General features: G+C 66.9%; 18 protein-coding genes. 11 read left to right on the plus strand and 7 right to left on the minus strand.

Annotated features, from left to right (window positions below):
- The first annotated feature begins 63 nt into the window (after positions 1-63).
- The 4 genes from ADT71_RS01780 (at position 64) to mprF (ending at position 3,233) form a co-directional block, all read left to right on the plus strand.
- Positions 64-234: a hypothetical protein gene (locus ADT71_RS01780; RefSeq protein ID WP_156336398.1), complete on the plus strand. Its 171-nt coding sequence runs from the start codon at positions 64-66 to the stop codon at positions 232-234.
- Positions 235-451: 217 nt separating this feature from the next.
- On the plus strand, positions 452-655 hold the full coding sequence (locus ADT71_RS32605) for a DUF2147 domain-containing protein (protein ID WP_231635489.1): 204 nt from the start codon (positions 452-454) through the stop codon (positions 653-655).
- Positions 637-1,212: a UPF0104 family protein gene (locus ADT71_RS31005; RefSeq protein WP_156336400.1), complete on the plus strand. Its 576-nt coding sequence runs from the start codon at positions 637-639 to the stop codon at positions 1,210-1,212. The genes ADT71_RS32605 and ADT71_RS31005 overlap by 19 nt, the downstream gene beginning before the upstream one ends.
- Positions 1,152-3,233: a bifunctional lysylphosphatidylglycerol flippase/synthetase MprF gene (gene mprF / locus ADT71_RS01790; protein WP_156336402.1), complete on the plus strand. Its 2,082-nt coding sequence runs from the start codon at positions 1,152-1,154 to the stop codon at positions 3,231-3,233. Before ADT71_RS31005 ends, mprF begins: the two co-directional genes overlap by 61 nt.
- Here mprF and ADT71_RS01795 read toward each other — a convergent pair.
- Together ADT71_RS01795 and ADT71_RS01800 are read right to left on the minus strand one after the other, a co-directional pair.
- Positions 3,221-3,925, minus strand: coding sequence for an energy transducer TonB (locus ADT71_RS01795; protein ID WP_132469544.1), 705 nt, complete (start codon positions 3,923-3,925; stop codon positions 3,221-3,223). The two genes, mprF and ADT71_RS01795, sit on opposite strands and share 13 nt — an antisense overlap.
- A 67-nt stretch (positions 3,926-3,992) precedes the next feature.
- A complete protein-coding gene (locus tag ADT71_RS01800) occupies positions 3,993-4,325 on the minus strand; it encodes an Lrp/AsnC family transcriptional regulator (protein ID WP_231635490.1) in 333 nt (110 codons plus the stop codon).
- 271 nt (positions 4,326-4,596) lie between these two features.
- Here ADT71_RS01800 and ADT71_RS01805 point away from each other — a divergent pair, with 271 nt between their 5' ends.
- The 7 genes from ADT71_RS01805 (at position 4,597) to ADT71_RS01830 (ending at position 10,555) form a co-directional block, all read left to right on the plus strand.
- Positions 4,597-5,406 carry a tryptophan 2,3-dioxygenase family protein gene (locus ADT71_RS01805; protein ID WP_082370086.1) on the plus strand — a complete coding sequence of 270 codons (810 nt, stop codon included), beginning with the start codon at positions 4,597-4,599 and terminating at the stop codon, positions 5,404-5,406.
- Positions 5,349-5,642: a hypothetical protein gene (locus ADT71_RS31840; RefSeq protein WP_054434562.1), complete on the plus strand. Its 294-nt coding sequence runs from the start codon at positions 5,349-5,351 to the stop codon at positions 5,640-5,642. The genes ADT71_RS01805 and ADT71_RS31840 overlap by 58 nt, the downstream gene beginning before the upstream one ends.
- A complete protein-coding gene (locus tag ADT71_RS01815; protein ID WP_054434564.1) occupies positions 5,642-6,463 on the plus strand; it encodes an aminotransferase class V-fold PLP-dependent enzyme in 822 nt (273 codons plus the stop codon). The genes ADT71_RS31840 and ADT71_RS01815 overlap by 1 nt, the downstream gene beginning before the upstream one ends.
- Before the next feature lie 132 nt (positions 6,464-6,595).
- Positions 6,596-7,957, plus strand: coding sequence for an amino acid permease (locus ADT71_RS01820; RefSeq protein WP_054434566.1), 1,362 nt, complete (start codon positions 6,596-6,598; stop codon positions 7,955-7,957).
- 78 nt (positions 7,958-8,035) lie between these two features.
- Positions 8,036-8,734, plus strand: coding sequence for a hypothetical protein (locus ADT71_RS35345; RefSeq protein ID WP_369818143.1), 699 nt, complete (start codon positions 8,036-8,038; stop codon positions 8,732-8,734).
- Positions 8,731-9,423, plus strand: a complete 693-nt coding sequence (locus ADT71_RS35350) for an amidohydrolase family protein (RefSeq protein WP_369818144.1) — start codon at positions 8,731-8,733, stop codon at positions 9,421-9,423. Before ADT71_RS35345 ends, ADT71_RS35350 begins: the two co-directional genes overlap by 4 nt.
- Before the next feature lie 28 nt (positions 9,424-9,451).
- Entirely contained in the window at positions 9,452-10,555 is a 1,104-nt protein-coding gene (locus ADT71_RS01830; RefSeq protein WP_054434577.1) for a dipeptidase, read from the plus strand.
- 10 nt (positions 10,556-10,565) lie between these two features.
- Here ADT71_RS01830 and ADT71_RS01835 read toward each other — a convergent pair whose 3' ends face one another.
- From ADT71_RS01835 to ADT71_RS01855, 5 genes are all read right to left on the minus strand, one after another.
- Entirely contained in the window at positions 10,566-11,447 is an 882-nt protein-coding gene (locus ADT71_RS01835) for an SDR family NAD(P)-dependent oxidoreductase (RefSeq protein ID WP_054434567.1), read from the minus strand.
- Positions 11,447-12,007: a nuclear transport factor 2 family protein gene (locus ADT71_RS01840; protein WP_054434569.1), complete on the minus strand. Its 561-nt coding sequence runs from the start codon at positions 12,005-12,007 to the stop codon at positions 11,447-11,449. The genes ADT71_RS01835 and ADT71_RS01840 overlap by 1 nt, the downstream gene beginning before the upstream one ends.
- On the minus strand, positions 11,997-12,893 hold the full coding sequence (locus tag ADT71_RS01845) for an SDR family NAD(P)-dependent oxidoreductase (RefSeq protein WP_054434571.1): 897 nt from the start codon (positions 12,891-12,893) through the stop codon (positions 11,997-11,999). Before ADT71_RS01845 ends, ADT71_RS01840 begins: the two co-directional genes overlap by 11 nt.
- A complete protein-coding gene (locus tag ADT71_RS01850) occupies positions 12,890-13,420 on the minus strand; it encodes a nuclear transport factor 2 family protein (RefSeq protein ID WP_054434573.1) in 531 nt (176 codons plus the stop codon). The genes ADT71_RS01845 and ADT71_RS01850 overlap by 4 nt, the downstream gene beginning before the upstream one ends.
- 119 nt (positions 13,421-13,539) lie before the next feature.
- A complete protein-coding gene (locus ADT71_RS01855) occupies positions 13,540-15,876 on the minus strand; it encodes a TonB-dependent receptor (RefSeq protein ID WP_054434575.1) in 2,337 nt (778 codons plus the stop codon).
- Between the last annotated feature and the right edge of the window lie 480 nt (positions 15,877-16,356).

Consider the following 16,356-nt stretch of genomic DNA (forward strand, 5'->3'; position numbering starts at 1 on the left):
TTACGAGATTGGAGGACAAGAGCGAGCCTGGTAGATCGCCATGTTCAATCTTTGTTCTTCAACATGGCCAAAATCGCAGCTTCGGGCCGACTGGGCCTGCTTCACCTGCCGCGGCTGACGCAGATCGTCCTGCCCGGCGACCATTATCTCAACAAGGATGCCGACCGGCTGTTCGGGGCGATTCATCAGGCGATCGCCCGCCTCGTGCCTTCCGGTCCGGAGACTGCCCGATGATCCGAGTTCCCTTTCCCCTGCGCTTCCTCCTTCCGGTACTGGGCATCGCCCTCGCCGCGACCGCCCCGGCCCAGCCGTCGAACGCGCCCAGCCCTTATGGACGCTGGCTCAATCCGCACGGCGACGTGGAGGTTTCGGTGGCGCCCTGCGGGGCCATGCTTTGCGGCACCGTCACCTGGGTCGGCGGGCAGGCGCTGGCGGATGCGCCGATGCGGGCGTGCCCCATCTGGTCGGCACCCAGCTCCTGCGCGACTATCATCCCGAAGGCAGCGGCGCCTGGCAGGGCGAGGTCTATGTGCCCGACATGGGCGAAAGCTTCTTCTCCCGCATTCACCAGAGCGATCCCGCGCACCTGAAGATCAGCGGCTGCATCCTGCACGGCCTGCTCTGCAAGTCGCAGACATGGACGCGCCGGCCGTGAACGCGCACCTCAAGTCGCTGGCAGCGCGGCTGGCGGTTCCCGCCCAGCTCGCCGTCGCCGCGCTGGTGCTTGGCCTTGCTGCGCTCTGCCTGCACCGGCTGGCCACATCGCTGGACATTCACGCCGTGCTGCGGACCGCGCGGGCGATCCCCGGCTGGCGGCTCGCGGCGGCGTTCGCGCTCACGGCCGGCAGCTACCTGCTGCTCACCGCCTACGATGTCATGGCCCTGCGCACGATCGGCCGCCCCCTGCCCTACCGCACGGCCGCGCTCGCCTCCTTCACCAGCTACACGCTGAGCCACAATCTCGGCTTCGGCATCCTTACCGGCGCAGCCGCGCGCCTGCGCATCTACGGTGCGAAAGGCCTCGGCACCGGCGAAGTCGCGCGCGTGACCGCCATCGCCGGGGTGACCTTCTGGACCGGCGTCTTCGCCTCGGCCTCGCTGGCGCTGCTGGTCCACCGCCGTCCGCTTGCCGCGCCGGGCACGTCGTCTCGATGGGCGCGCAGCACGCGGCAGGCGCGGGCCTGCTGGCGCTGCTGGTGGGCGCCACGCTGATGGCGCGGCGCTGGCACCTGCCCCGCCCTGCCGCCATTGCCCGCATGACGCTGGTCGCCCTGGCCGACATCGCCGCCGCCTGCGGCACGCTCTACGTCCTGCTTCCGCACCTCGCCATCGCGCTCTATCCGCCGCTGCTGCTGGCCTATGTCCTGGCCATCGTCGTCGCGCTGGTGAGCCACGTTCCCGGCGGCCTCGGCGTGTTCGAGGCAACCGTCGTCGCGCTCTGCCCGCAAATCCCGCCCGGAGAACTGCTCGCCGCGCTGCTGGTCTACCGCATCGTCTATTACCTGCTGCCGCTGGCGCTCGCCCTCGTGCTGCTGGTGCGGCACGAACATGCGCGCTGGCGCCGTCCGGCCGCCCTTGCCGCGCGCGCGGCGGAGACCATGATCGTCGGCCTCGCGCCGCGCGTGATCGCGCTGCTGGTGTTCTTCGGCGGAGCGATCCTGCTGCTGTCCGGCACGACCCCGGCGCTGCCCGAACGCATGGCGGCGATCCGGGGCGTGGTGCCGCTGCCTTTCGTCGAAGCCTCCCAGATCGCCGCCAGCCTCGTGGGAACCACGCTGCTGCTGCTCGCCCCCGCGCTCTACCGGCGGCTCGACGCGGCTTTCCTGCTGACCCGCGCCCTGCTGCTGGCCGGAGCCTGCTTTTCGCTGGCGAAAGGCCTCGACTATGAAGAGGCGCTCACCCTGCTGGCGGTAGCGGGCGTTCTGCAACTGGCGCGCAAGGGTTTCTGGCGGCGGACCGCGCTCACCACCGACGTGATGAGCGTGAACTGGATCATGGCTATGGTCGCCACGATCGCGCTGATGATCGTGATCGGCTACTTCACCCAGACCTTCCCCGCCTATCGCAGCAGCCTCTGGTGGAAGTTCGCATGGTCGGGCGATGCCTCGCGCTACATGCGCACGAGTTTCGCAGTGGCGGTGCTGACCGGCGCTTTCGTGCTGCTGGCGTTCCTGCGCCCGTCCCGCCACGCAGTCCAGCCCGGAGACGCCCCGGTCGACGTGGCGCAGGCGCTGACCCATGCGGTGCGCAGCGAGGCGATGCTGGCGCTGACCGGGGACAAGCTGTTCCTTGCCGGACCCGACAGCCGCAGCATGCTGATGTATCAGGTGCAGGGCCATTCCTGGATCGTCATGGGAGACCCGGTGGGCGATCCGTCCGACTGGCCCGAACTGCTCTGGCGCCTGCGCGAGCGCGCCGATGCCAACCAGGGCCGCGTCCTGCTCTATCAGGTGACCCCCGCCGTGCTGCCCATCGCCATCGACATGGGCCTGCAACTGATGAAGTACGGCGAAGAGGCCCGTGTGCCGCTGGCCGAATTCGGGCTGGACGGCCCCGCCGCCCGCCCGCTGCGCCACGCCATGCGCCGCGCCGAGCGCGAAGGCGCGGAATTCGCCATCGTCCCGGCCGCCCGCACCGGCGCGATCATGGGCGAACTGCGCGCCGTTTCCGACGCCTGGCTGCACGCCAAGGGCCAGCGCGAGAAAGCCTTCAGCGTCGGCCGTTTCGAGGCGGACTACATCGCCCGCTGCGACATTGCCGTGGTCCGCTGCGAGGGGCGGATCGTCGCTTTCGCCAATCTCTGGAAGACGGCGGGCCGCGAGGAGCTTTCAGTGGATCTCATGCGGCACTGCGCCGAAGTGCCTTACGGCTGCATGGACTTTTTGTTCACCCGGCTCATGCTCTGGGGGCGGCAGGAAGGCTATCAGTGGTTCAATCTCGGCCTTGCCCCGCTCTCCGGTATCGAGGCACGGCGGCTCGCGCCGACATGGGCGCGCGCTGCGGGGATGCTGTTCCGCCACGGGGAGGCCTTCTACGGGTTCGAGGGCCTGCGTAACTACAAGGAAAAGTTCTGCCCGGTGTGGGAGCCGCGCTTCATCGCCTGCAACGGCGGCATGGCGACCGGCCGCGCGCTGCTCGATCTCCAGTCCCTGATCGCCGATGGCAAGGGCAGCGCGGCGCGCCAGCAGGCGCGGCTCCGCCTTCGCGACGCGGAAAGGCTTCAATTGGCCTGAGCGAAGCGCTCCCTGCGGTTCAGGCTGAACTCGATCGGCACGGACACGTCGAGTTCGTCGGGCCGGTCGCGCGGGATTTGCGGCAGGGGTTCCGCGCGCCGCACCATGCGAAGCGCCTCGGCATCGAGCGCGGCAAAGCCCGAGCGGCCCACCACTTGCGCGGAAAGCACTTCGCCTTTCCGGTTCATCCGGAAGCGGAGCTGCACCACGCCCTGCTGCCGGCGGCTGAGCGCATCGGCAGGATAGCGGCGCATCTCCTCGATCCGGGCGAGCAGCAGGCCCTCGAAAGTGGTGTCGCCCTTGCGCGGCTGCGGGGGAGGCGGCACGTCCACCGCATCGACAGCCATCCGCACCGGCTCAAACGTCAGCGCGGCGGGCGCGAATTCCACCGGCGGCGCCAGCACGAGCCGGGGCAAGGGCGCCGCCATGGCCGGGGCGACCGGCAATGTGCGGGCCGGAACCGGGGGCTCCCGGCTTTCCTTGGGCCGCGAGGGATGAAGAATGCGCACCGGCGCGGCCGGCAGGGCCTTGAGCCGCACGACCGTGACAGGCGGCGAAGGCGGCTGAACCGGGGCCGGGCCAAGGCGCCACTGCATGAACAGCACCGCCCCCAGCAGAACATGGAACCCGGCTGCCATCGCGGCGGCCATGCACTTCCTGGTAACCGAGACCTGATCTGCGACGCGAGCCATGCCGCGCCTTATACGCTAATGCGAATTATTCGCAACATTTGCCGGTTCGGGAAGAAATCTCCGGCGTTCAGGACGCCGCATCGGTGAGATAGGCGCCGGGCTTGATGTCCCGCATGGCCAATGTCGTGTTGAAGTGCCGCACGCCGGGGAGTCTTCGCAGCCGGTGGCGCAGGAACTCGTCCAGTTCCGGCACCCCGCCGGTCATGACGTGCAGCAGATAGTCGAAATCGCCCACCGTCGCGTGGCATGCCAGGATCGCCGGCTGATCGAGCACGGCGCGTTCGAATGCCTCGTGATGGTCGAACTCGATGGAAACATGGACGAAGGCGCTGGTGGAAAGCCCGATCGCGGCCGGATCGATCGTGGCCCGATACCCGGTGATGACACCCGCCTTCTCCATCGCCTGCACGCGTTTCCAGCTTGGCGTCTTCGACAGTCCCGCCTTTCGCCCAGGCTGGCGAAACTGAGCCGGGCATCACGCTCAAGCGCTTCGAGCAGGCGGGTGTCGAGGGCATCGAGGACCAGCGGCTTTCGCATCGGAACGTTCGCTCTCCAAAACCTGCTATATGTTACCATACGTTCCGTGACCACCGGAAATGCCACGATATTTGGGCCAATGTCCCGGAACCGCAGTGCTAAACGTCCTCTCACACAAAGGATTGGGAGGCAATATGGAACGCCGCAAGGTCTACGAACTGCTCGAAGCGCCCGCGACGCTGGACTACGAGCTCTATCTCGACACCGAACGCCTGCTGTCCTGCCAGAAGCCCTTCGACGAGCTGTGCAACCGGGACGAACTCCAGTTCCAGATCGTCCATCAGGTCGAGGAGCTCTGGATGAAACTCATGGCCTATACCATCGTTGAGGTGGACGAGTATCTTCGCGCCGGGCACGCTCTGCGCGTCACCACCCTGCTCGCCCGCTGTCATCGGCTCCTGCGGATGATGATCGACCAGCTCGACGTCCTGGAAACCATGTCGCCCAAGGAGTACCAGCAGATCCGGCTTCAGCTTGGCAATGGAAGCGGCCAGGAATCGCCCGGTTTCCGCGTGCTCCTGCGCATCATTCCCGATCTTTGGCAAAGCTTCGAGGCAACCTATCTCACCGCCGCCGGCCGCACCGTGCGCGACGTCTACGACCATGGCTACGCGCATGACGAAGCCTATGTCGTTGCCGAGGCGCTGATCGAGCTGGACGAACTGTTCGGCAAGTTCCGCTGGCATCACCTGTTCCTCATCCACCGCTCCATCGGCATGGGCTCCGCTTCGCTGAAGGGCCGCTCGGTCGACCTGCTCCAGGCGGGCGCGAAGCACCGCTTCTTCCCCGCGCTGTGGGACGTCCGGGTCGAGATGACGGACGAATGGGGCCACGATTATGGACGCGTGCGCGAAAGCATCGCCGAAGCCGGAGCCCACTGGCCCTCATGCGCGACCTGTTCCACCTTCCCTCCGGCGGCCCCTATCTGCTCAGCCACTCGGTAGGCTGCCTGCCCCGCCGCGCCCGCGCCGCGCTGGAGGCAGGCTACCTCGAACCCTGGCAGCAGACCGGCGGCGCCGCCTGGGGGCCATGGCTGGAGACGATCGAGGGCTTTCGCGCCGCACTGGCCGCGCTGATCGGCGCCGACACCGCCGAGGTCGCCCCGCAGCAGAGCGTATCGGCCGCGTTGTTCTCCTTCCTTTCGGGCCTCCGGGCGGTGGGCGGCGGAACCGCATCCTGATGTCGGAACAGGCCTTCCCCACGGTCGGCTTCGTCGCTGCGGGGCTAGAACGACTGGGTTTCGAGACCGCGTTCATTCCCGCCGCACGCTCGCCGGGCGACGCGGCGAACTGGGAGAGCCACATCGACGGCAGCGTCGCCGCCGTCGTCGCCATGCATGTCCACTCGAACACCGGGGTGGTTTCGCCGCTCGCCGAAATCGCGGCGCTGGCACGCCATCATGGCGCGATCTCGGTCGTCGATGCCGCACAGTCTGCCGGAATCCTGCCGATCACCCCTCGCGAATGGGGGGTCGACGCGGTGATCGGGTCGAGCGTGAAATGGCTCTGCGGCGGGCCGGGCGCAGCTTGGCTCTGGCTCCGCCGCGAACTGGCAGGCGTGATCGAGCCGCTGGATCTCGGCTGGTTCGGCCACGAAGACCCCTACGCCTTCGATATCCGGCATTTTCGCCATGCCGCCGATGCCCGCCGCTTCCAGGGCGGCAGCCCGTCCATCGCGCCATTCGCCCTCGCCCGCGCCGGGATCGAGACGATCCTGGAGATCGGGCAGGAAGAGATCCTGCGCAGCAATCGCGCCTGCATCGCCGCTTTTGCGGAAGCCGTGGGCCGCCCGGTCGACATGACGGATCGCGGCGGCACGCTGTGCCTCGCGTTCGATGATCCGGCCGCGATTGCCTCGGCGCTGAGCGCGCAGGGCTTTCATTTCGACATGCGCGGCAAGTGCCTGCGCGCCTCGTTCCACGCCTGGAACAGCCCGGAAGAAGCCGCCCTGCTCGGCCGGACGATCGCAGACACGAGGCTGGCGTTCCGCCCTGCGGCGTGATCCCCGCCGCATGTCCTTGGGGATCGGAAGGCGCGCCCGGCTTTTCGTGACCCGGCAGGAATGCTAGTCGGTGGCTCCTGAAAGCGCGATCCCGCCGGATGCGGGACATATCCGGGAAAGACAGGCAAGACGATGACCGAAGCAATCCAGCCCGCGCCCGCCGCGCTGCCAAAGACCCTGTCCTGGCCGCACCTGCTGGCGCTCGGCGTCGGTTCCATCGTCGGCACCGGCATCCTGACGCTGATCGGCGTCGGCGCCGACCGTGCCGGTCCGGCAGTGCTGGTTTCCTTCGCCATCGCCGGTGCCATCTGCGCCTGCGCCGCGCTCGCCTATGCCGAGCTTTCGACGATGATGCCCACCGCCGGCAGCGCCTACAGCTACAGCCACAAGGTGCTGGGCAGCACGATAGGCTGGATCGTCGGCTGGAGCCTGATCCTCGAATATTCGCTGGTGGTATCGACCGTCGCGGTCGGCTGGTCGGGCTATGCCTCGCCGCTGCTCCACGCAGTGGGCTTCCCGAAGGCACTGACCGAGGGTCCGGAACTGGGCGGTCTCGTCAATGTCCCCGCCGTGTTCATCATCGCCGTCGTCGCGGGCCTGCTCGCCTTCGGCACGCGGGAAAGCGCGCGGATCAACACGGTGCTTGTCGTCATCAAGATCCTGACGCTCAGCCTCTTCGTCGCCGTGGCCCTGCCCGCCTTCGACGCCGCCAACCTTTCCCCCTTCATGCCTTACGGCTTCGGCAAGTCGATGAGCCCCGACGGGATCGAACGCGGCGTCATGGCCGCCGCCGCGATCATCTTCTTCGCCTTCTACGGTTTCGATGCGATCTCGACCGCGGCCGAGGAAACCCGCAATCCCAGCCGGGACCTCGTGATCGGCATCATCGGCTCGCTGGCGATCTGCACGCTCGTCTACGTGCTGGTTGCCGCCGCCGCGATCGGCGCGATGCCCTTTACCCGCTTCGCCGACAGCCCCGAGCCGCTCGCCCTGATCCTGCGTCAGATGGGCCGCGAGCCGGTCGCCCGCGTCGTCGCCATCGCGGCCGTGATCGCCTTGCCCACCGTGCTGCTCGGCTTCCTCTACGGCCAGAGCCGCATCTTCCTCGCCATGGCCCGCGACGGCTTCCTGCCCGCCTCGCTCGCAAAGCTCTCGTCGCGCGGAACCCCGGTGCGGGTCACGACGATGACGGCGGTGATCGTGGCCATTCTGGCCGGCATCCTGCCGATCTCGGAAATCGCCGCGCTCGCCAATGCCGGCACCCTCATCGCCTTTGCAGCAGTGGGCACCTGCCTGATCGTGCTGCGAAAGCGCGAGCCCGGCGCGCACCGCCCCTTCCGCGTGCCCGCCGGCATTCTCGTCGGCGTACTGACGATCGGCGGCTGCCTCTATCTCTTCGCGAGCCTGCCGAACAAGACGCTGCTGGCCTGCCTCGGCTGGAACGTCCTGGGTGCCGTGCTCTTCCTGCTCCATGGCCGCCGCCGCGCCGCCTGACGCGCGGCCCCCGACCAGGCCGGTGAACTCCCGTTCATCGGCTTGCAACCCTGTAATCCGCCCATTACCGATGGCCGGATGATCGCCTTTACCCGAACGGCCGCTGCGGTCGGCGCGCTGCTTGCGCTTTCCCTTGCCGCCCCGCACACCGTCCAGCCTGCAATGGCTGCCGAACCGGTCGTCCCCGTGCTTTACGGCGGCGCCACGGTGATCGACGGCACGGGCGCAGGCGCCCGCGCCAATCAGGACATCCTCGTCCAGGGAGACCGCATCCTCGCGATCGGTCCGCACGGTTCACTCCCGGCGGAAGAGGTCGCAGGGGCGCGCAAGGTCGATCTTTCCGGGCGCTGGGTCATTCCCGGCCTGATCGACACGCACGTGCACATGGCGACCCCGCCGAACCCGAAGCGCGCGCAAGGCCAGCTCCGCCGCCTGCTCTATGGCGGCGTGACCTCGGTGCGGGACATGGCGGACGACCTGCGCTCGGTCAGCGAACTCGCGCGCGCGGCCCTCGTCGGCGAAATTCCGGCGCCGGACATCTATTCCGCCGCCGTCATGGCCGGGCCGCCGTTCTTCGGCGTCCCCGTGTCGGCGCGGTCAGCATGGGATACACGCCCGGCACCGCGCCCTGGGCACAATCGATCGACGCCAGGACCCCGATCCCCACCGCGATCACCCTGGCGCGCGGCACCGGCGCCACCGCGATCAAGATCTACGCCGACCTTCCCGCCGATCGCATCGCCGCGCTCACCGCCGAGGCACACAGGCAGGGCATGAAGGTCTGGGCGCACAGCGCCGTCTTCCCGACACGCCCGGCCGACGTCATCGCCGCCGGGCCCGACGTGGTCAGCCACGCGTGCTACCTCGCCTATCAGCTCGAACCGGTCATGCTCGCCTCCTACGAGGACCATACGCCCGTTCACGAGAACCTGCTGGCGAAGAAGGGCGACGATCCCGTGATCGCCGGGCTCTACCGCGACATGCTGGCGCGTGGCACCTTGCTCGATGCGACCGGAAGCCTGTTCGTGCGCTATGACCGGCTGCGCAGGGAACACCCGGAAACCCGCGCGCTGCGCTGCACCGGCGCCGCCACCGCGCGCCTCGTGCGGCAGGCATGGAAAGCGGGCGTGCCGGTATCGACCGGAACCGATTTCGAGGCCGATACCGCCAGCCCATGGCCCGCGCTTTACGACGAGCTGGACTTCATGGCCCGCGATGTCGGGATGCCGCCGCTGGCCGTGATCCATGCCGCAACGCTCATAGGGGCCAGGGCCGCCGGGCAGGAGAAGGACACCGGATCGATCGAGGCGGGCAAGCTTGCCAACTTCGTGGTGCTCGGCGCCGATCCGCTGAAGGATATCGCCAACATTCGCAGCATCGAAAGCACGGTGAAACGCGGCAAGGCCTATGCCCGCGCCAATTACAAGCCCGTGACGACCGAGGAAATGGGAACGGACGATGATTGACCGGCGTGCACTGATCGCCCGCGGCGCGATGACCATGGCCGCCGCGACTTTCGCGCCGCGCACGGCCATGGCTGCGGCGACATCCGCCAAGGGCCGGATCGACGACTGGATCGTCATCAACGCGCTGGGCGGCCTCGCCGATCCCAACAGCGCAAGCGGCGCCGATGTGGAGCAGTTCACGCCGCGCGTGCTGGCCGAAGCGGCGGCCTCGGGGCTGACGGCGGTGAACGTCACGCTGGGATATGTCTCCGGGCCTGCCGAGCCTTTCGAGTTCAGCGTGCGCGAAATCGCGCAAACCGATGCCGCGATCCGCGCCAACAGCGGCAGGCTGGCAAAGATCCTGACCGCCGCCGACATCCGCAAGGCCAAGGCGGACGGCAAGGTCGGCGTGATCTACGGCTTCCAGAACGGCGCGATGATGGGCAGCGATGCGAGCCGCGTCGATATCTTTGCGGGCCTTGGGGTGCGCGTGTTCCAGCTTACCTACAATCCGGCGAACCAGCTTGGCGACGGTTCGATGGCACCGGAAAACCGGGGCCTGACGCCGTTCGGCCGTGAGGTGGTGGAGCGGCTCAACGCGGCGAAAGTGATGGTCGATCTCTCGCACAGCGGCGAGCGGACCTGCCTCGAGGCGGCGCGCCTGTCCCGCGTGCCGATATCGATCAACCACACCGGCTGCCGCGCCGTAACCGACCTGCCCCGCAACAAGACGGACGCCGAACTGCGGCTTGTGGCGGAAAAGGGCGGGTTCGTGGGCATCTACTTCATGCCCTTCCTCAACGCTTCGGGCCATGCCACGGCGCAGGACGTGGTGCGCCACATCGATCATGCCGTGAACCTGTGCGGCGAGGATCATGTCGGCATCGGCACGGATGGCACCGTCACCCAGATCGACGACCTCCAGCACTACCAGAGCGTCCTTGCAAAGGAGATCGCCGAACGCCGGGCCGCCGGGATCAGCGCCGCGGGCGAACGGCCGGACACCTACCCCTTCGTCACCGACCTGCGCGGCCCCGACCAGTTCCGCGAACTGGCCCGCCTGCTCGCCGCGAAGGGTTATTCGAGCACGCGGATCGAGAAGATCATGGGTCTGAACTTCCTGCGCCACGCGCAGACCGTCTGGGGCGGCTGAGCCCGCCCCGTCAGGCGTGCGTGATCGCGCCCGCTTCCCAGAGCGGGGCGCCACGGGTTTCGCGCAAGGACGGGATCGTGCGCCCATCCCGGTCGGTCACGCCGTATTCGGCGGCGAGTTCGGCGTTGATGAATGTCCCGCCGGAGCGGGCATGCAGGTTCGGGTCCATGGCCAGCGCCGCGATCACCCGCCCCGGGAACTCCGGCGAAGAACCGGCCGCGCTGTTGAGCTGGCTGGCCATGCCGGGCACCGACTTGAGGTTCTCCACCGCGCGTTCGGTATACGTGAAGCCCTGCCAGAGCGAGAGCGCCGTCACGCCTGTTTCGCGCAGTTCGTGGCCCATGTCGCGCATCATCCGGTCCGTCGCGGTCTTGGTCGTGCCGAAGACCACGTCGTAAGTGTACGTCACCCCGACATAGCCGGAAAGCGCCGCGATCAGGCCCGATCCCTGCGGCACCATGATCCGCGCGGCGTGCCAGGCCGCGATGTAGGCGGCGCGCAGCCCGGTATCCCAGACTTCCCATTCCGCCAGCGGCTTTTCCCAGAAACCGTCGCGCCGGGTCATCGCCTCGGGAATGGCCATGGCGTTGTTGACGAGCAGATCGAGCCGCCGCTCGTCACGCTCGATCCGTTCGAAAACGGCCGCGATCTGCGCCTCATCCGCAAGGTCCATCTGCACGGCAATGCCCTTGCCGCCGCGCGCGTCCACTTCGGCCACCGTTTCCGCCAGCGTTCCCGGCAAGGCGCTCTGCCCCGCCTCCATCGTTCGGCCGGTGACGTAAACCGTGGCGCCATGTTCGGCCAGGGCACAGGCGATGCCCTTGCCGATGCCGCGGCTGGCACCCGTGACGAGCGCGACCCGGCCGACCAGCCCGTCGGAAATCCGTGCCATCAGCCCTGCTCCCTGGCCGGATTGCGCGGCGCGCGGCGATTGACCAGCGGCGCCTGATAGGAGGGGTCTTCCGCGTTCCGGCTCGATACGCCGTTCAGCGCGATATCGGGTACGTCGGCGAAGGGAATGGGCATCGGTTGCGGCACGAAGCCCCATTCGATCACATTGGTCCGCAGCGCGATTTTCCACTGCCCGTCCCGCCTTTCGAGCCGGTCGATATAGCGTCCGCCGGCAACCCACAGGCTTTCATCGCGGTTGCGGCCGGTGAACTGGTAGTAGGTTTCGGTATGGGCCGTATCGCCGTCGAGGTCGATCGTGGTCTGGAGCAGGGCGTGATGGGTCAGGATCTGCCCCGCCTCGTGCATCGGGATCGCCCAGTCCCAGCAATCCGCCGCACTGCCGACGAACGGCCCCGCCGCCGTTTCCGCATCCTCGTGGAAGGCCGATAGATAGATGTCCCGATCGAAACGATCCATCCCGCGCGAAAACCGCACGAGGCACTCCATGATATCCTGCTTGTCGAGCAGTTCGCCGAGACGGCTTTCACGGTCACTTGCCACGATAATCGACCTCCGAAATCGGCTTCCAGACCGGAGAGCCCCGGCTTGCGCGGGCCGAGGCGATCACGCTGCCGTCCACGTCCGCAATCCCGTATTCCTGCGCCAGTTCGGCTGTGACGAATTCCCCGCCCGATCGTTTCATGATCTGCGGATCGGCTGCCAGCGCAGCCACGACGCGGCCGGGGTGTTCCACCGAACTGCCCTGCATCGAGGTGATCGAGGTGGTCATCCGGTCGCCCATCCTGGCGAGGTTGTCCCGCGCCTTCTCGGTGAGCGTCAGCCCCTGCCACAGGGTGAGCGAGGCGACGCCGTGCGGCTCCAGCTCGATCGCCATGTCGCGCGCCATGCGGTCTACCGCGGATTTCGAGGTACCGAAGATCACGCCGTAAGTATAAGTTACTGCAGCAAAGCCGGAGATCGCCACGATCAACCCCGAGCCCTGCGGCGCCATGATCCGCGCCGCATGCCACGCCGCAACATAGTTGGAACGCACGCCGACATCCCACATCTCGAGATTGGAAAGCGGCTTTTCCCAGAAACCCTTGGGCTCCAGCAGATCGTCGGACAGCGTAAAGGCGTTGTTGACGAGAATGTCGAGCCGGCCCTGCTCCCGCTCGATCTGTTCGAACAGGGCCGCCACTGCCGCATCGTTTCCATGGTCGCAGGCGACCGCCACGCCGCTGCCGCCGCTGGCGCGCCCGCGTTCGTCACATTCGGCCGCAGTGCCGCCGACGGTGCCGGGGAGGTAATAGTCCCCCTCGCGCACGGTGCGTCCGGTGACGTAGACCGTCGCGCCCTGCTCGGCCAGCACCAGCGCGATGCCCTTGCCAATACCCCGGCTGGCGCCCGTGACCAGCGCGACCTTTCCGGACAGCGGCGCGCTCATCCGCGATCTCCCGCGAACCATGCCTCGCTGTAATCGCCCTTGGCCCGGCCGGGGAAATGCTCAGCGGTAAAGGGATAGCCCATGACGCCCCTGGACCAGTCCGCCGCGGCGCCCCAGTCCTGCTCCCAGTCGTAGAGCATCACCCGCCCGGCGATGCGCCACTCTCCCCCGCGCTTCTCGAAACTGTCGAGATAGCGGCCGCCGATGCAAGTGTCGCGGTCGCCATTGCCCATGTCGACGCGGTGATAGGAAAAGACGTGCGTTTCCGCCTTCGCACGGTCTCCGTCCAGTTCGATGAACGATTGGCCGATCAGGTGCTGGGTGTCCTTGATCGCATCCGCGCCCGGAACGACCCATGCCAGATAGGTTTCGAAATCGCCGCTGTGGACGCCGTAGTCGAAACGGGCCTCGGGCCACCAGCAGCCCCGGATAAGCTCCGCGCTGCGCCGATCCTCGCCCCGCGCCAGCCGCGCGACACAATCCCGGATGGCTTCGCGATCGACGAATGCCGCCAGTTCAGGGCTCATGCTTCCTCTCCGTTATCGGTTCTTTCAAGCCCGTATCGCATCGCCATGCCCGCCAGACTTGACATATCCGGACAGAAAACCGGCATCGCCCCGGCGTCTCGCCGGGGCGGGACCTGACCTCAGCGGAACTTCGCTCCGAACTGTATCCCGTAAGTCACCGGCGCATTCCATACCGAGCCGGTGCCAAGCGTGTTGAACAGCACCTGCGTGCGATAGCGGCGGCCCGTCACGTTATCGCCGTAGACCGCCACGGTGTAGCGGTCGGAGGGATCGGTCCATTCCGCGCGCAGGGCGAGCACTTCGTAGCCCTTCTGCTTGAACTGCTGTTCGGGGTCGAAATAGAAGCTCGAGGTGTAGTAGAGGTTGCCCGACAGCATGAGCCTGCCGCCGCCAAGATCGAGACCGTAGCTGGCGCCGATATTGCCGGTGAATTCGGGCGCGCGCTGCATCTTGTAGCCGGAGGCATCGGTCGTCGTCTGGGTAAGCGCGCCGGGGCCTATACCGCCCATCGCCGTGGGAATGCAGGCGATCGGATTGGTCAGATCCGCAACGGTCGGGTCGCAGTAACTGTAGTACGGGGCGTTCGGGAACGACTTGTAGCGCGCATGGGTCCAGGCAGCGCCGCCCAGCAGGCTGAAATCGTTCGTCACCTTGTAGCGGAGCTGGGCTTCCAGTCCGTAGATTTCCGAGGATGCGGCATTGCGGATCTGCGCCGCGCCGCTCTGGAAGCTGGAAACCTGGAGGTTCTTGTAGTCGTAGTAGAACCCGGCAAGGTCGGCCTGGAGGCGGCGGTCGTCGTACTTGAAGCCCACTTCGAAGGCATTGATCTTCTCCGGCTTCACCGGCTGCTGCGAATAGCCGCCCACGTTGAGGATGCCGGCCTTGTAGCCGCGCGTGAACGAGGCATAGACGCTCGATTCCTCGCTCGGCTTGTAGCGCACCACCACGCGCGGCGTGAAGCTGTCGTTCTTGAGCGTGTTGACCGGGATGCGCACGCCCGCTCCCCCGGAATAGGGCACGACTTCGCCGTTGGGGCCGATATAGGACGTGGTGGTCGCGTTGGTGACGAAGTAGCCGTCATCGACGATATCGTGGCTGTAGCGACCGCCGAGCGTGAAGAAGAGGCTGTCGCTGACCGCATATGTCGCATCGAGGAAGGCGGCGTAGGACTTCGTATTGGTGTTCGAACCGCCGAACTGGCCGTAAGGCGAACCGCCGAAGCTTGCCCCGATGTCCCAGGTATCGCGGATCTGGAAGTAATTGAGCCCCGCAGTCCACTGGAGCGGCGACCCCGGCTTGGAATTGAACAGGAATTCCTGGCTCCAGGTCTCGTCATTGACGCCGACGTAGATGTTGAAGAACGGCAGCCCGGTGGCGTCGAGATCGCCGTAATAGGGCGACAGGTCCTTGCGATACTGGGTGTAGGAGGTGAAGTCCGCCACGCCGAGGTCGGCCTTTATCGTGGCCTGGAGCGCGTCTGAATTGGTGCGGAAGCTGACCGGCGTGTTCAGCAGGACATCGCCCGGCTTGGTCGCATAAGTGGAACTGGGCGCGTAGAGATAGACCAGCGGCAGGCCCTTCGAGCTCGAAGTCCCGTAGAACGCCTGCCCGGCGGAGGAAATCTTGTCGAAGAAGCCCGCGCCGCCCGACTTGTCGACATAGGCATTGACGAGCTGGGTCGTGGGATCGTCGGTCTCCGCATGGATCCAGCGCAGCAGCAGCGAGACGTCGTCGGTGATATCGGCCTTCAGGCCGACCCGGATCGACCAGTTTTCATACCTGCCGATGTTGTCGTCATCGTTGGACAGATCGGTGAAGTAGCCGTCTCCGCGCCGGTAGAGACCCTCCACGTCGAGCGCCACGCGGTCGCTGATGCCGAAGGTGGCATAGGCCTGCGCCTTCACGGCGTTGAAGCGGCCATAGCTGACCTTGGCCTGGGCGCTGGTTTCGGTGCTGGGTTCGGCCGTGGAGACGATGATCGCGCCGCCGGTGGTGTTGCGTCCGAACAGGGTGCCCTGCGGCCCCTTCAGCACTTCGATGCCGCGCACGTTCAGCAGATCGAAGTCCGACATGTAGGTATTGGCCTGGAAGAAGCCGTCGACATAGATGCCGACATTGGGGCCGCCGCCGGAGGTGGTGATTGCGGTGCCGACGCCGCGAATGGTCGGCTGGACGGCGGGGCCCTGACTGTCGAAGCGCAGGCCCGGCGTCACCCTTGCGGTATCGGAAAGCTGGTTGACGTTGGCGGTGGCAAGCTGCTCCTGCCCGAGCGAGGTCACGCTGATCGGCACATCGCGCGATTGTTCGGCGCGGCGCTGCGCGGTGACGATGATCTCGGTGCCGGTGGGCGTTTCGGCGGCGGGCTGCTGCTGGGCCAGAGCCATGCCGGGCACACCTGCAGCGGCGGCCGCAAGCGCGAGCATGGAAACCGATCGCGCGGAAATCGAGCGCACCATTCAAAAACCTCCCCTGTATGCGCTGCCGTCCGTATGTTCGCGGCTTCGCGCATCTGAACCGAGGAAGAAGCCCCGCCCCCCGGCGAACCGCCGCAAGAACGGACCTGAGCCGACCTCTTCCTCAACCTGATGGTAATGCCCTCTGCCGGGCGCCGTAGCTTGACGAATTCGGACAAACTGGAATGCGCACCGCCGGTTTCGCCATGGCGATAACGGCTCGGCGGTGCGGATTGCCGGGGCATGTTGCTTTCATGTCGCGCATCCGCCTTGACCGATCCCGACCAAGTTGCGCGAAGTCCAAGCCTTCCTCACGCTCGACTAAATCGATCCGATTATGCAAAAACATTTTCTTTTTGCGACGGGACGTGCTTTTTGACAGTCAAAGCCAAGAGGCACTGAAGGGATGGGGATGATGAAGGGAATGAAGATTTCCGCGCGCGCGTTCTGGCAACTGCCTGTGCGATGCCGCTTCTTGTCCTG

Source organism: Novosphingobium sp. ST904 (genome assembly GCF_001298105.1).
Taxonomy (GTDB): domain Bacteria; phylum Pseudomonadota; class Alphaproteobacteria; order Sphingomonadales; family Sphingomonadaceae; genus Novosphingobium.

Excerpts from the sequence above, each read along its gene's own strand:
- ADT71_RS31840 (WP_054434562.1), top strand. The coding sequence starts at position 5,349 with ATGCGCGACCTGTTCCACCTTCCCTCCGGCGGCCCCTATCTGCTCAGC.
- ADT71_RS01805 (WP_082370086.1), top strand. The coding sequence starts at position 4,597 with ATGGAACGCCGCAAGGTCTACGAACTGCTCGAAGCGCCCGCGACGCTG.
- mprF (WP_156336402.1), top strand. The coding sequence starts at position 1,152 with ATGGGCGCGCAGCACGCGGCAGGCGCGGGCCTGCTGGCGCTGCTGGTG.
- ADT71_RS01830 (WP_054434577.1), top strand. The coding sequence starts at position 9,452 with ATGACCATGGCCGCCGCGACTTTCGCGCCGCGCACGGCCATGGCTGCG.
- ADT71_RS01820 (WP_054434566.1), top strand. The coding sequence starts at position 6,596 with ATGACCGAAGCAATCCAGCCCGCGCCCGCCGCGCTGCCAAAGACCCTG.
- ADT71_RS35350 (WP_369818144.1), top strand. The coding sequence starts at position 8,731 with ATGAAGGTCTGGGCGCACAGCGCCGTCTTCCCGACACGCCCGGCCGAC.
- ADT71_RS01850 (WP_054434573.1), bottom strand. The coding sequence starts at position 13,420 with ATGAGCCCTGAACTGGCGGCATTCGTCGATCGCGAAGCCATCCGGGAT.
- ADT71_RS01855 (WP_054434575.1), bottom strand. The coding sequence starts at position 15,876 with ATGGTGCGCTCGATTTCCGCGCGATCGGTTTCCATGCTCGCGCTTGCG.
- ADT71_RS01845 (WP_054434571.1), bottom strand. The coding sequence starts at position 12,893 with ATGAGCGCGCCGCTGTCCGGAAAGGTCGCGCTGGTCACGGGCGCCAGC.
- ADT71_RS01800 (WP_231635490.1), bottom strand. The coding sequence starts at position 4,325 with ATGGAGAAGGCGGGTGTCATCACCGGGTATCGGGCCACGATCGATCCG.
- ADT71_RS01835 (WP_054434567.1), bottom strand. The coding sequence starts at position 11,447 with ATGGCACGGATTTCCGACGGGCTGGTCGGCCGGGTCGCGCTCGTCACG.
- ADT71_RS01815 (WP_054434564.1), top strand. The coding sequence starts at position 5,642 with ATGTCGGAACAGGCCTTCCCCACGGTCGGCTTCGTCGCTGCGGGGCTA.
- ADT71_RS01795 (WP_132469544.1), bottom strand. The coding sequence starts at position 3,925 with ATGGCTCGCGTCGCAGATCAGGTCTCGGTTACCAGGAAGTGCATGGCC.
- ADT71_RS31005 (WP_156336400.1), top strand. The coding sequence starts at position 637 with ATGGACGCGCCGGCCGTGAACGCGCACCTCAAGTCGCTGGCAGCGCGG.
- ADT71_RS35345 (WP_369818143.1), top strand. The coding sequence starts at position 8,036 with ATGATCGCCTTTACCCGAACGGCCGCTGCGGTCGGCGCGCTGCTTGCG.
- ADT71_RS01780 (WP_156336398.1), top strand. The coding sequence starts at position 64 with ATGGCCAAAATCGCAGCTTCGGGCCGACTGGGCCTGCTTCACCTGCCG.